The sequence below is a fragment of the Agrobacterium sp. CFBP2214 genome (assembly GCF_030209895.1).
Classification (GTDB): Bacteria; Pseudomonadota; Alphaproteobacteria; order Rhizobiales; family Rhizobiaceae; genus Agrobacterium; species Agrobacterium radiobacter.
Map to the genome: position 1 here is coordinate 985,893 of NZ_JARVRC010000003.1, position 12,564 is coordinate 998,456.

General features: G+C 59.7%; 12 protein-coding genes and 1 tRNA gene. 11 read left to right on the forward strand and 2 right to left on the reverse strand.

The window, feature by feature from the left end; translation table 11 throughout:
• Positions 1 to 336: 336 nt before the first annotated feature.
• From QRN60_RS12170 to dps, 9 genes are all read left to right on the forward strand, one after another.
• Positions 337 to 1,245 carry a Bug family tripartite tricarboxylate transporter substrate binding protein gene (locus QRN60_RS12170; protein ID WP_153463847.1) on the forward strand — a complete coding sequence of 303 codons (909 nt, stop codon included), beginning with the start codon at positions 337 to 339 and terminating at the stop codon, positions 1,243 to 1,245.
• The gene (locus tag QRN60_RS12175) at positions 1,242 to 1,736 is read left to right on the forward strand and encodes a tripartite tricarboxylate transporter TctB family protein (protein ID WP_060723679.1); all 495 of its coding nucleotides are present in this window, start codon (positions 1,242 to 1,244) and stop codon (positions 1,734 to 1,736) included. The genes QRN60_RS12170 and QRN60_RS12175 overlap by 4 nt, the downstream gene beginning before the upstream one ends.
• Before the next feature lie 107 nt (positions 1,737 to 1,843).
• Positions 1,844 to 3,361, forward strand: coding sequence for a tripartite tricarboxylate transporter permease (locus QRN60_RS12180; RefSeq protein ID WP_004429907.1), 1,518 nt, complete (start codon positions 1,844 to 1,846; stop codon positions 3,359 to 3,361).
• A 128-nt stretch (positions 3,362 to 3,489) separates the two neighbouring features.
• On the forward strand, positions 3,490 to 3,750 hold the full coding sequence (locus tag QRN60_RS12185) for a hypothetical protein (protein ID WP_060723731.1): 261 nt from the start codon (positions 3,490 to 3,492) through the stop codon (positions 3,748 to 3,750).
• Between the two features lie 335 nt (positions 3,751 to 4,085).
• Positions 4,086 to 5,024 (forward strand): siderophore ABC transporter substrate-binding protein, encoded by a 939-nt coding sequence (locus QRN60_RS12190; protein ID WP_099085886.1) that lies wholly within the window; start codon positions 4,086 to 4,088, stop codon positions 5,022 to 5,024.
• A 149-nt stretch (positions 5,025 to 5,173) separates the two neighbouring features.
• Positions 5,174 to 6,139, forward strand: coding sequence for an ABC transporter permease (locus tag QRN60_RS12195; RefSeq protein ID WP_004429900.1), 966 nt, complete (start codon positions 5,174 to 5,176; stop codon positions 6,137 to 6,139).
• Entirely contained in the window at positions 6,132 to 7,100 is a 969-nt protein-coding gene (locus tag QRN60_RS12200) for an iron chelate uptake ABC transporter family permease subunit (protein ID WP_004429898.1), read from the forward strand. Before QRN60_RS12195 ends, QRN60_RS12200 begins: the two co-directional genes overlap by 8 nt.
• Positions 7,097 to 7,855 (forward strand): iron ABC transporter ATP-binding protein, encoded by a 759-nt coding sequence (locus QRN60_RS12205; protein ID WP_004429896.1) that lies wholly within the window; start codon positions 7,097 to 7,099, stop codon positions 7,853 to 7,855. The genes QRN60_RS12200 and QRN60_RS12205 overlap by 4 nt, the downstream gene beginning before the upstream one ends.
• Positions 7,856 to 7,977: 122 nt before the next feature.
• On the forward strand, positions 7,978 to 8,466 hold the full coding sequence (gene dps / locus QRN60_RS12210; RefSeq protein ID WP_004429894.1) for a DNA starvation/stationary phase protection protein Dps: 489 nt from the start codon (positions 7,978 to 7,980) through the stop codon (positions 8,464 to 8,466).
• A 70-nt stretch (positions 8,467 to 8,536) separates the two neighbouring features.
• On the opposite strand, the gene QRN60_RS12215 is transcribed toward dps, so the two are convergent.
• Positions 8,537 to 8,758 (reverse strand): hypothetical protein, encoded by a 222-nt coding sequence (locus tag QRN60_RS12215; protein WP_004429892.1) that lies wholly within the window; start codon positions 8,756 to 8,758, stop codon positions 8,537 to 8,539.
• A 368-nt stretch (positions 8,759 to 9,126) separates the two neighbouring features.
• Between QRN60_RS12215 and QRN60_RS12220 the strand changes: the two genes are divergently transcribed.
• Both QRN60_RS12220 and QRN60_RS12225 read left to right on the forward strand, forming a co-directional pair.
• Positions 9,127 to 9,201, forward strand: a tRNA-Gly gene (locus QRN60_RS12220).
• Positions 9,202 to 9,514: 313 nt separating this feature from the next.
• Positions 9,515 to 11,476: a methyl-accepting chemotaxis protein gene (locus tag QRN60_RS12225; protein WP_129565099.1), complete on the forward strand. Its 1,962-nt coding sequence runs from the start codon at positions 9,515 to 9,517 to the stop codon at positions 11,474 to 11,476.
• 210 nt (positions 11,477 to 11,686) lie between these two features.
• Here QRN60_RS12225 and QRN60_RS12230 read toward each other — a convergent pair whose 3' ends face one another.
• Entirely contained in the window at positions 11,687 to 12,520 is an 834-nt protein-coding gene (locus QRN60_RS12230) for an aldo/keto reductase (protein WP_129565100.1), read from the reverse strand.
• Positions 12,521 to 12,564: the final 44 nt, after the last annotated feature.

Genomic DNA, 12,564 nt, shown 5'->3' on the forward strand with positions numbered 1-12,564 from the left:
TGGAGCAAGCTTCAAAAGCGCAAAACAAAGTCGCCCACACACGCCACAGTAGACGTCCGACGGAAATTAATAGAGAGTAAATGAGCAAGGACTTGCGTAGCGTCAGTTAGATGACAGCTTTTTGTGATGCTCTGCAATCCTTCTTCATTCCGTGGAGGCGGAAGAAGATGCGGGAGGAAATCCAGGACGATTGCCAAGCACCACGCTGACTATTCAGCGCCGGCACAGACGCGTCCTGAAAGCCCCCCGCATAAACGAAAAACGACGCCCAAAAAGGGCATCCTGAGGAGGGTTTTCTACGTGAAACATTTTCTTATCGGCACATTTCTGGCGGGCATGATCGCTCTTCCGGCCGCTGCAGCGGATTACACCATCATTGCCCCGGCCAATCCCGGCGGCGGCTGGGACCAGACCGCGCGTTCCCTGCAGAGCGTGCTGCAGGAAGAAGGCATTTCCAAGAGCGTTCAGGTACAGAACGTACCGGGCGCCGGCGGCACCATCGGTCTTGCGCAGTTCGCCAGCCAGCAGAAGGGCAACCCGAACGCCCTCATCGTCGGCGGTTACGTGATGGTCGGCGCCATCCTCACCAACAATGCGCCCGTCACGCTTAAGGAAGTAACGCCGATCGCCCGTCTGACCGGCGAATATGAAGCCATCGTCGTTCCGGCATCCTCGCCGCTGAAGACCATCGGCGACCTCGTCGACCAGCTCAAGAAGGACCCGGGCAGCGTTTCCTGGGGCGGCGGTTCCGCCGGCGGCACCGACCATATCGCCGTTGGCCTGATCGCCAAGGCGGCCGGCGTCGATCCGACCAAGATCAACTACATCGCTTACTCCGGCGGCGGCGAAGCGCTTGCCTCGATCCTCGGTTCGCAGGTAACGGCCGGCATTTCGAGCTACGGCGAATTCGAAAGCCAGGTGAAGGCCGGCACGCTGCGCCTGCTCGCGGTTTCCAGCGAAGAGAAGCTGGAAGGTGTCGACGCACCGACACTGAAGGAAAGCGGCCTTGATGTCGTCGTCCAGAACTGGCGCATGGTCGCCGCTCCTCCCGGCCTGACGCCGGAACAGGAAAAGGCCGTCAATGCCGATATCGAGAAGCTGGTGAAATCCGCCAAGTGGCAGGAAACCCTGAAGACCAAGAGCTGGATGGACACCTATCTTGCCGGTGACGAATTCAAGGCACAGCTCGCCAAGGATACCGACGCCACCGCCGCCATCCTCAAAGACATCGGACTGGTAAAATGAGCCAGGGTTCCAACCCTTCTGAGCATCAAAAGCGCCGCCCTGACTGGGCGGCGCTGGCGATCGCCATCTTCCTCGTCCTCATCGCAAGCGTGATCTTCTGGGACAGCGCCCGCCTCGCCAGCGTCACCGGTTATTCGCCGGTCGGCCCGGCAACCGTGCCTTACGCCATCGGCTTCTGTCTCATCGGCCTGGCGCTCTGGACGGCCATCGAAGCATGGCGCGGCGATTTTCCCGAACGCGACAGGCAGGAAATCGCCCCTGTTATCTGGGTTGTCGCCGGTCTTGCCGCGCAGATGCTGCTGCTGAAGGTGGCGGGTTTCTCCATTGCCACCGGCCTGCTTTTTGCCTTCACGGCGCGCGCCTTCGGCAAACGCAAGCTCTGGTATTCGATCCCCATCGGCATCGCCCTGAGCTTCGTCATCTGGTTCATTTTCGCGCGGCTGCTGCAGCTTTCGCTGCCCGCCGGGCCTCTGGAACGGCTGCTCTTCTAACAGCCATTCCGACCAAAATTCGAGATCACAGGAAACCGCAGGCGCGCGATGACGCATACGCCAGCCGTTCCGCCCGCCCATCGGGTCCACTTGGGGGACATCTGTCCATGAGTACCTTTGAATTCCTGCTGCACGGTCTTGAGGTTGCCGCCCAACCCATGAACCTGCTCTATGCGCTGATCGGCGTCACACTCGGCACCGCCGTCGGCGTTCTGCCCGGCATCGGGCCGGCGCTGACCGTCGCGCTGCTTCTGCCCGTCACCTACAGGCTCGATCCCGCTGGCTCGCTCATCATGTTCGCCGGCATCTATTACGGCGGCATGTATGGCGGATCGACCACCTCGATCCTGCTCAACACGCCGGGCGAAAGCGCCTCGATCGTCACCGCGCTCGAAGGCAACAAGATGGCCCGCAAGGGCAGAGGCGGCCCGGCCTTGGCCACCGCCGCCATCGGCTCCTTCGTCGCCGGCCTCATCGCCACCATCGCGCTCGCGTTTATCGCGCCATACATCGTCAAGCTGGCGTTGGTCTTCGGCCCGCGTGAATATTTCGCGCTGATGGTGCTGGCCTTCGTGACCGTTTCCTCCGCTTTCGGAGATTCGGCGTTGCGCGGCCTCACCTCGCTGTTCATCGGCTTTGCCCTTGCCATCGTCGGCATCGACCAGCTGACCGGCCAGACCCGCATGAGCTTCGGCATTCCCGATCTGCTTGACGGCGTGGAAGTAACGACGCTTGCGGTGGCCATGTTCGCCATCGGCGAAACACTGTTCATCGTCGCGCAGGGCAGCACCGGCCCGGACAAGGTCGAGGCCGTCAAGGGTTCGGTCTGGATGAGCGCGCAGGACTGGGCGCGTTCCTGGAAAGCCTGGCTGCGCGGCACGCTGATCGGCTTTCCTATCGGCGCCATGCCAGCGGGCGGTGCTGAAATCGGCACCTTCCTGTCCTATGCCACCGAAAAGAAGCTGACCAAATATCCGGAAGAATTCGGCCATGGCGCCATTGAAGGCGTGGCTGGTCCGGAAGCCGCCAACAACGCGTCCGCCGCCGGTACGCTGGTGCCGCTGCTGACGCTCGGCCTGCCGACGACGGCGACCGCCGCCATCATGCTCGCCGGCTTCCAGCAATATGGCCTGCAGCCCGGCCCGCTGCTGTTCGCCACCAATCCGCAGCTGGTCTGGGGCCTGATTGCCAGCCTGTTCATCGCCAATCTGATGCTGCTGGTGCTCAACCTGCCGCTCGTCGGCCTGTGGGTGAAGCTGCTGACCATTCCGAAGCCATGGCTCTATGCGGGTATTCTGTTGTTCGCGACGCTCGGCACCATCGGCGCCAACCCGTCCGTGTTCGAACTCGGCATGCTGCTCGCCTTCGGCATCCTCGGTTACATCATGCGCATCTTCGGTTATCCGATTGCGCCTGCGGTGGTCGGTCTCATCCTCGGACCGCTTGCGGAACAGCAGCTGCGCCGTGCGCTTGCCATCGGCCAGGGCGACCCAACGGTGCTGTTCACCTCACCGATTGCCGTTGGCCTTTTCCTTGTCGCGGCAGCCGCCTTCATCATTCCGCTGATCATGCGTATCCGCGGCCGCGGCGAGGTGCTGACGCAGCTTGCCGCCAACGAGGACTGATAAACCGGAAACCTCCCAGGGCAACTGGCCCCGTATCTTCGGATGCGGGGCTTTTTTATTCACGCCAACGGGATGTGTGGCGCAGACGCGGCCATGATATGATTCCGCTCCAAACGCAGGAGAAAAACATGCGCAAGATCGCGATCTTGATGGTTCTGGCCCTCGTCGGCTGCGCCACCGCCGCACCCGACGTGGAGCCCATTCCCGGCAGCATCACCTATGGCGGACAGCCCCGCACCAAATTGACCAAATCTCCCATCGGCAGCACGCTCAGTAATGAATTCGTCATGGGCGACGGACGGCTGGCGATTGAGACCTACCGAATACAGCCAGACCGCTCCCTGAAGCTGGAGAGACGCGAAATCGTTGGTGACTGGCCGCCAGAGTGAGCGCGGCTGTCGTGATGGGTAAAACACAGACGGATAAAAGGGCACCCACGACATTGGCCCCGGCCTCTCCTCACCCTCAACGTCATCCTCGGGCTTGACCCGAGGATCCATCACCCCAGCACAGTGGATCCTCGGGTCAAGCCCGAGGATGACCGGGAAGAGGTTTGAGCAAATGTTTCACTGTCCCCACATTTCCCGCTCACCGCAATTCAGAACCGTTCTAAAACATATTTTTGATTTCCGCATACCTTGCCAATAAAGCTGATAGCGAACATCAAGTTAACCCTGCGGGAGCACTTCCGCCGGTTCAGAACCATATTGCAAGGGACATATAAGTGGCCATCAACTTCACCTTCCCCGTTCGGCTGCTGGCGGCAGCGGCCTTCAGCCTTGGCGCGATGACTGCGGGCGCTGAGGAAATGACGATCAAGCACGCGCAGGGCGAGACCGTGCTGAAGGCGGCACCGAAGAAGGTTCTGGTTCTCGATATTCCCTCGCTCGACAATCTCGATGCGCTCGGCGTCGAGCCAACAGGCGTCGTCGGCTCCAACCTGCCGACCTACCTGCAGAAATATGCCGACGGCAAATATCTGAAGGTCGGCACGCTGTTCGAACCCGACTACGAGGCTATCAATGCGGCGGAAGCCGATCTCGTCATCGTCGGCGGCCGTTCGCGGGCGAAATATCCTGACGTTGCGAAGATCACGCCCGCCATCGACATGTCGATCGATTCCAAGGAATTTATCAACAGCGTCAAAGGCAACATCACCAAGCTCGGCGATATCTTCGGCAAGCAGGAAGAAGCAAAGAAGCTGGATGCCGTCATCGATGAGAAGGTCGCGAAGCTGAAGGAGATCGCTCCCAACTCCGGCACGGCGATGATCCTCGTCACCAATGCCGGCAAGGTCGGCGTTTACGGTCCAAGCTCGCGCACCGGCTGGCTGCACACCGAAATCGGCTTCAAGCCGGTCGCCGCCGATATTGACGACCGTTTCGACCGCGGCGACGTCGTGTCCTTCGAATATCTGGCCGAGGTCAACCCCGAATGGCTGTTCGTGATCGACCGCGATGCCGGCATCGGCCGCGCAACCGATCCGGGCAAGGCAGCCGCGCAGGTGCTGGACAACGAGCTGGTGCACCAGACCAATGCGTGGAAGAAAAAGCAGATCGTCTATCTCGACCCGCAGGCGGCCTATATCGTCAGCAGCGGTTATACGGCGCTCACCACCCTGCTCGATCAGGTCTACAAGGCCGTTTCCGATAAGAAGTCGTAAAAACTGCTGGGCACTCGCTCCTGAAGGCTGCTCCACACTCCCCGTCATCCTCGGGCTTGACCCGAGGAGGACCAAGGAGAGGTCGGGCGCCTGTTTCGGCAGCCTGCCAAGCCACCGGGAGCTTTCGCTATTTTCGAAATACCACCAACGTGAAATCCCTGTCTCTCATCCTTGCCCTTCTTCTGGCGCTGACACTCGCAATCGTCAGCCTGTTCGTCGGTGTGAGCAACGTTTCTCTGGCCACGCTTTTTGCACCTGACACAAGCACGGATGCACTGCGCGTGCTGCTCGTCAGCCGCATTCCGCGCACGCTGGCGCTGATACTGGCCGGAAGCTCGATGGCGATTGCAGGTCTCATCATGCAGATGCTGGTGCGCAACCGTTTCGTGGAGCCTTCGACGGCGGGCACCACCGAATCCGCCGGTCTCGGCCTGCTCACCGTCACCCTGATTGCACCCGACACGCCGATCTTCGGCAAGATGCTGGTGGCCGCCGTTTTCGCGCTCGCCGGCACCGCGCTGTTCCTGCGTATCCTGAGACAAGTGCCATTGCGGGACGTGCTGCTGGTGCCGCTGATCGGCATCATGCTGGGCGGCGTCATCTCCGCCGTCACCACCTTCTTCGCTTATCGTTTCGATCTCTTGCAATCGCTCGGCGCATGGATGACGGGGGATTTTTCCGGCGTGCTGCGCGGCCGCTATGAATTGCTCTGGGTCGGTTTCCTCTTCGCCATTGCCGCCTATCTCGCCGCGGACCGGTTTACGGTGGCTGGCATGGGGCGCGACTTCACCACCAATCTCGGCCTCAACTATCGCCGGGTGATGGCGCTCGGCCTCACCATCGTCTCGCTGGTCAGCGCCGTTGTCGTCGTCACCGTCGGCATGATCCCCTTTCTCGGGCTGATCGTGCCGAACGTCGTCAGCCTGATGATCGGCGACAATATGCGCCGCTCGGTTCCATGGGTGGCGACGCTTGGCGCAGTCTTCGTTCTCTCCTGCGACATCATCGGCCGAACCGTGCGCGCGCCTTATGAAATACCGATCGGAACCGTGGTCGGCGTCATCGGCAGCGTGCTGTTCCTTTATCTCCTGCTGCGGAAACGCCACCATGCGTGAGAGAAACCCCGAAAGGCGCGCAAAAACCGTTCTGCTCGTGCTTGCGGCATTCGCGCTCATCTCCATGGCCGCCTTCATGACGCTCGGCGCAAAGGGAAGCTGGAGCTTCGTGCTGCCGTTTCGCGGCATCAAGCTTCTGTCGCTTTTGCTGGTGGCCTATGCCATCGCGGTCTCCACCGTGCTGTTCCAGACGGTCACCAATAATCGCATCCTCACCCCTTCGGTCATGGGCTTCGATTCGCTTTACGTGCTGATGCAGACGGGGCTGATTTTCGTCTTCGGCTCGGCAACCGTCGTGATGATCGATCCGCAACTGAAGTTTCTCGTCGAAACCGGGCTGCTCGTCGCCTTTTCCGCCCTGCTCTATCGCTGGCTGTTCGTCGGCGCGGAACGCAGCCTGCATCTTCTCGTACTGGTCGGCATCGTCTTCGGCGTGTTTTTCCGCAGCCTCTCGGGCTTCATGCAGCGCGTGCTCGACCCCAATGAGTATACGGTGCTGCAGGACGTGCTGTTCGCCAGCTTCAATTCCATCGATCCAACCCTTCTCATGGTCTCCGCCGTCATCATCGGCGTGGTGACCATCATCGGGCTGAGGCTCATGCACACGCTCGATGTCCTCTCGCTCGGCCGTGCGACGGCCATCAGCCTCGGCGTCGAATACAAGCGCACGGTCACCATCATCCTCGTTCTGGTCTCCGTGCTCGTTGCCGTCTCCACCGCGCTTGTCGGCCCGGTCATGTTCTTCGGGCTGCTGGTTGCGGCCCTTGCCCATTATCTCACCGGCAATGGCAAGCACGCATATGTGCTGCCGGCCGCGATCCTCATCGCCGTGATCTGCCTCGTGGGCGGTCAGGTGGTGCTGGAGCGGATATTCGCCTTCGATACGGCGCTCTCGATCATCATCGAATTTCTGGGCGGCATCGTCTTTATCGGTCTTATTCTGAAACGAGGTGCGCGATGATCATCGCCAATCAGATCAGCAAATCCTATGGCGACACGGTTGTGATAGACGGCGTCTCCGTCTCCATTCCGGCAGGCGGCGTCACCTCCATCATCGGGCCGAACGGGGCGGGAAAATCGACGCTGCTTTCCATCGTGGCGCGGCTGATGTCGATGGATGCCGGGACCGTCACGGTCGACGGGCTCGATGTTACGAAAACCGCTTCCGACACGCTGGCGAAGCGGCTTTCTATCCTGCGGCAGGACAACCACATCTCCTCGCGCCTGACGGTGCGCGACCTCGTCGGTTTCGGCCGCTACCCCTATTCAAAGGGCCGCCCCACCATCGAGGACAAGGTCCATATCGACCGGGCGTTGGAATATCTGCATCTCGAACCCCTTGCCGGCCGGTTTCTGGACGAGCTTTCCGGCGGCCAGCGCCAGCGCGCCTTCGTGGCCATGGTGCTGTGTCAGGATACGGATTATGTGCTGCTCGACGAACCGCTCAACAATCTCGACATGAAACACGCCTCCAGCATGATGAAGATCATGCGCAAGGCCGCCGACGAGCTGAAAAAGACCGTGGTTCTGGTGCTGCACGACATCAACTTCGCCTCCTGGTATTCCGACACCATCATCGCCATGCGCGAGGGCCGCATCTGCCATCACGGACCTGCAGAAGAGATCATCCGCCCCGAGATTCTCCAGGAAATCTACGACATGCCGATCCGCGTCAATGAGATAGACGGCCGGCGCATCTGCCTGTTTTACGAATGACATGATGATTGTGCAGGATTTTTACTGTCCCAGTGCTTAGCATGGAACAGGGCCACAGGCCCGGACGTTAAACGACGGACTTTTCCAAAGCGGCATTCCGTCCGCAACTTCAGGAGACATCGATGAAGACGCACAAGACGAAGAACGACCTGCCTTCCAACGCCAAGTCGACCGTAATCGGCATTCTGAATGAATCGCTCGCTTCCGTCATCGACCTTGCGCTCATCACCAAGCAGGCGCACTGGAACCTCAAGGGCCCGCAATTCATCGCCGTCCATGAACTTCTCGATACGTTCCGCACACAACTCGACAATCACGGCGACACGATTGCCGAGCGCGTCGTCCAGCTTGGCGGCACGGCGCTTGGCAGCCTGCAATCCGTCTCCTCGACGACCAAGCTCAAGGCCTATCCGACCGATATCTACAAGATCCACGACCATCTGGATGCGCTGATCGAGCGTTATGGCGACGTGGCGAACATGATCCGCAAGGCCATCGACGATTCAGACGAGGCCGGTGATCCGACGACGGCCGACATCTTCACCGCCGCCTCGCGCGATCTCGACAAGTCGCTTTGGTTCCTGGAAGCGCATGTGCAGGAAAAGAGCTGAGCGGAAAAATCCGCCACCCCAACAACAAAGCGCCCGGATGATCCGGGCGCTTTTTTCTCGTATTCAAGCGTCAGTGGCGCCGCAGAACGGCAAGCCCGATGTCCCGCAGCATCTCGTGATCGAGAATGCCCCGCTGGGCGCTGCGGATAAGAACCGCTGCGCACTCATTGGCAACGTGGCTACTGCGATCTTGAAAACACTCGAAACATACGCCATCGAAAATATTCTGCAGATCGGTAATCTGCTCCGGCGACAATTGTGCGCCAACCCGTTCAAAAGCTGCGTACGACAAGGCTCATCCTCCTGATGATATGCCAAGTATCGTTTCTTTTTTTTCGTGGACATCAAATTTGTACACCCGAACGAATCACTTGTCGAATCAGATTTTAACCAAATGTAAATAGGTTATTTTCTGGCCTCCTCCACCGCCATATTCTGCGGGAAGGAGATAAAACCCAATCGAAACAACATCTTCTCCCTGGCGCGCTCTTGTTTCGGTTCCCGGCCGCCCTTGTACTGCGGAAAAACGCGCAGCCGCGTGGATTTCCACCGAAACCACAAAAGAAACTGTTGCATTCCAAAAACGATTGAGCGATATAGCACCCGTCGCCGCTTCGGTGGCCCACGGTTCAGCGTACTACCCCGGACCGGTGGATTTGAGCGGGTGTAGCTCAGGGGTAGAGCACAACCTTGCCAAGGTTGGGGTCGAGGGTTCAAATCCCTTCGCCCGCTCCAGTTTTCCCAGCAGATACAGAACTATCAAAAAAGAATTTCAGCTCTGCACCATGATTGGCTGTGCCACAGGCATGGCGTTCAGCCGCATTGCGCGTTGAACAGAGGCCGGAAGATGCCACCGATCACCTCACGCCCTCAAAGTATTATGCATTACTTTTACATAATTTATTCAAAGTAAAAATGAATATTAAATGCATATCCGCTAATAATACATAATTATTTCTTAATTTACCAAGTATATAATTCCCAATAAAAGCGCATGATGCCGACACAGAACCCATGAAGGGATCAATTTCCTATCGGAGTTGTTGCCATGAGAAATATTCCTGTCGTTGGAAAATTCCTGACGGTATTTGCGCTGTTCGGCATTTGCGCAATCTTGATCGCGGCTTATTCCGCAGTGCAGATCAAGACAATCGACAAGAGCTATAGCGACCTTATCGAGCATGACAGCGCGGCAGCCCTTAACCTGGCACTGGCAAACCATGCCTTGTTGAACGGACGCGCCGCTTTGGCCGATATGATGATTGCCTTTACGGAAGAGGGCAATGCCGCCGCCGAAGTCGAGGCAAAGGCCACGCGTGGGGAATTTGCCCAGTTGATGGATAAGGCCATCGCCTCGGTCCCCGGTGACAGCCGTCTGCCCGCACTCAAGGACGAAGCGCTGAGACTCTACAATATTACGTGCAAGAATGCCTGGAATCTGGGCCGCACCGCATCGAACGTGGAGGAGGCACTGGCATCGCAAAAGGCATTCGGCATGGAATGCCAGCCGGTCTTCGCCAGGATCGGCGCGAAACTGACGCAGATCGCCACGGAAATCACAACCCGCAACGACACGGAGAGCGGCGCTCTGACGGAGACGAGCGACCAGACCGCGCTGATTACCGTCGTAGCGGTCATCCTCGGTTTCCTTACGGTGGTCGTCGCCGGATATTTCGCGATCCGCACCTGGCTTGTCACGCCGATGCAGGGGCTTGCCGGCACCATGCAGAGGCTTGCCAATGGCGACCTTTCCGCCAACATCGACGGAACGGACCGGCGCGATGAGGTCGGCACCATGGCCAAGGCCGTGCAGATCTTCAAGGACAACGAGCTGAAGGCCCGCCGGCTGGAAGCGGATGCGGCCCAGGTGCGCGACCAGTCCGAAGCGGACCGTCAAAGGGCCGCCGATATAGACCGCAGGCGCGCGGCGGAAATGGCGGAGGCGACAAGCGGTCTGGCAGGCGGCCTGAAGCATATGGCCGACGGCGACCTCTCCTATCAGCTGACGACGCCTTTCGCGGCGGATTTCGAAAGCCTGCGGGCGGACTTCAATATGGCCGTCGGTCAGTTGAACAAGACATTGCTCTCGGTTGCCGAGGTCACGGCGACGATCGATGGCGGCTCGCAGGAACTGAATTCGAGTGCGGGAGACCTGTCGCACCGTACCGAAACACAGGCCGCTTCGCTGGAGGAAACAGCCGCCGCGCTCGACCAGATCACCAGCAACGTCAGCAATTCGACGAAGCGCACGGAAGAGGCGCGAAGCGTGGCGGTGGAGGCGAACCGATCGGCGCAAACCTCCGGTCAGGTCGTCGCAAATGCGGTTGACGCCATGAAGCGCATCGAGAGCTCCTCAAGCCAGATTTCCAACATCATCGGCGTCATCGACGAGATTGCCTTCCAGACCAACCTTCTGGCGCTCAATGCAGGGGTCGAGGCGGCCCGTGCGGGTGAGGCGGGCAAAGGTTTTGCGGTTGTCGCGCAGGAAGTGCGTGAGCTGGCGCAGCGTTCGGCGCAGGCGGCCAAGGAAATCAAGGAGCTTATCCGCAACTCCGCCGACGAGGTTCAAAACGGCGTCAAACTCGTGACCGCCACGGGCGATGCCCTGAAGGTTATTGAAGGCCACGTCATCGCCATCAATACGCAGCTCGACGCCATCGCAACCTCCGCAAGGGAGCAGTCGGTCGGCCTGGCCGAGGTCAACAGCGCGGTCAACCAGATGGATCAGGTGACGCAGCAGAATGCCGCGATGGTCGAAAGGGCCAAGGCCTCCAGCACATCGCTTGCCGGCGATGCCGAGACGCTCCGCGAAATCATCGGCCAGTTCAGGCTCGACGGCACCGCCGCAACCGCCCGCAAAACCCGAAACGCCCATCAGCCATCGACGCAGCTGCGCGTTGCGGACAATGCCCAGCCGAGACCATCGCCGGCACGGCGCATGATGGGCCAGGTGGCCGCGGCACTCGGCGTATCCACCGCGTCAAAAGAGCAGAGCTGGGCGGAATTCTAATACCATCCACTCAAAAGACACCCGGATCACTATCCGGGTGTCGTGAAGTTGGTGACAAAGGTTGAAAATCTCTCCTCCGTCATGCCGGGCTTGACCCGGCATCCAGCCATGGCGCGTCGGCGCCATGAAAGGAATCTTCCGCGATCAATGACTTGATCGCACTGGACCCCGGATCAAGTCCGGGGTGACGTCCCATGCCCGCCCTGATAATCAGGCAACCTCGTCCCACTCAGGCGCGAGCCCATCCGGCGAGACAATACGGCCATCCTGCTTGGCGAGCGCATGGATCGTCGCCATTTCATCGGCCGAAAGCTCGAAATCGAAGATGGCGAGATTTTCATCGACACGGGCTTCGCTGACCGTTTTCGACAGGGCGACGACACCCTGCTGCTGCACGAGCCAGCGCAGCACCACCTGCGCCACAGACTTGCCCCGGCTTGCGGCGATCTCCTTCAGCACCGGGTCGGCAAACACCTTGCCATCGGCCATGCCGTAATAGCCCGTTACCGACATGCCGGCAGCCTTGGCGGCAGCGATAACCACGTCCTGATCGATATAGGGGTGGTATTCGATCTGGTTGGTCACGATCGGAGCCTTGGAAAGCTTCACCGCCTCGGCCATCAGCGCCGTATTGAAGTTGGAGACGCCGATATGGCGCACCTTGCCGGCTTGCCTCACCTCGTTCAGCGCTCCGATCTGTTCGGCAAGCGAGACCGCGTCGTTCGGCCAATGCAGCAGCAGCAGGTCGACATAATCGGTCTTCAGCTTTTTCAGGCTCTCGTCGACGGAGGCGAGGAAGGCCTCGTGCTTGTAGTTCTCGACCCAGACCTTGGTGGTGAGAAACACCTCGCCGCGTGCAATGCCCGAAGCAGCAATGGCTTCGCCGACCTCGGCTTCGTTGCCATAGATCTGGGCGGTATCGATATGACGGAAACCGGCCTTCAGCGCATGCGGAACGATGCGCAGGACATCGGGGCCGGGAATGCGGAAGGTGCCGAAGCCGAGCGCCGGGATCGAAGCGCCATTTGCGGTGACATCAAACATATATTTTCTCCTTTGAGGTTGCCCGGCCAGCCTGGGACATGGCC

Coding starts and splice junctions, on each gene's coding strand:
- QRN60_RS12180 (WP_004429907.1), top strand. CDS start 1,844: ATGAGTACCTTTGAATTCCTGCTGCACGGTCTTGAGGTTGCCGCCCAA.
- dps (WP_004429894.1), top strand. CDS start 7,978: ATGAAGACGCACAAGACGAAGAACGACCTGCCTTCCAACGCCAAGTCG.
- QRN60_RS12200 (WP_004429898.1), top strand. CDS start 6,132: ATGCGTGAGAGAAACCCCGAAAGGCGCGCAAAAACCGTTCTGCTCGTG.
- QRN60_RS12230 (WP_129565100.1), bottom strand. CDS start 12,520: ATGTTTGATGTCACCGCAAATGGCGCTTCGATCCCGGCGCTCGGCTTC.
- QRN60_RS12205 (WP_004429896.1), top strand. CDS start 7,097: ATGATCATCGCCAATCAGATCAGCAAATCCTATGGCGACACGGTTGTG.
- QRN60_RS12185 (WP_060723731.1), top strand. CDS start 3,490: ATGCGCAAGATCGCGATCTTGATGGTTCTGGCCCTCGTCGGCTGCGCC.
- QRN60_RS12175 (WP_060723679.1), top strand. CDS start 1,242: ATGAGCCAGGGTTCCAACCCTTCTGAGCATCAAAAGCGCCGCCCTGAC.
- QRN60_RS12170 (WP_153463847.1), top strand. CDS start 337: ATGATCGCTCTTCCGGCCGCTGCAGCGGATTACACCATCATTGCCCCG.
- QRN60_RS12225 (WP_129565099.1), top strand. CDS start 9,515: ATGAGAAATATTCCTGTCGTTGGAAAATTCCTGACGGTATTTGCGCTG.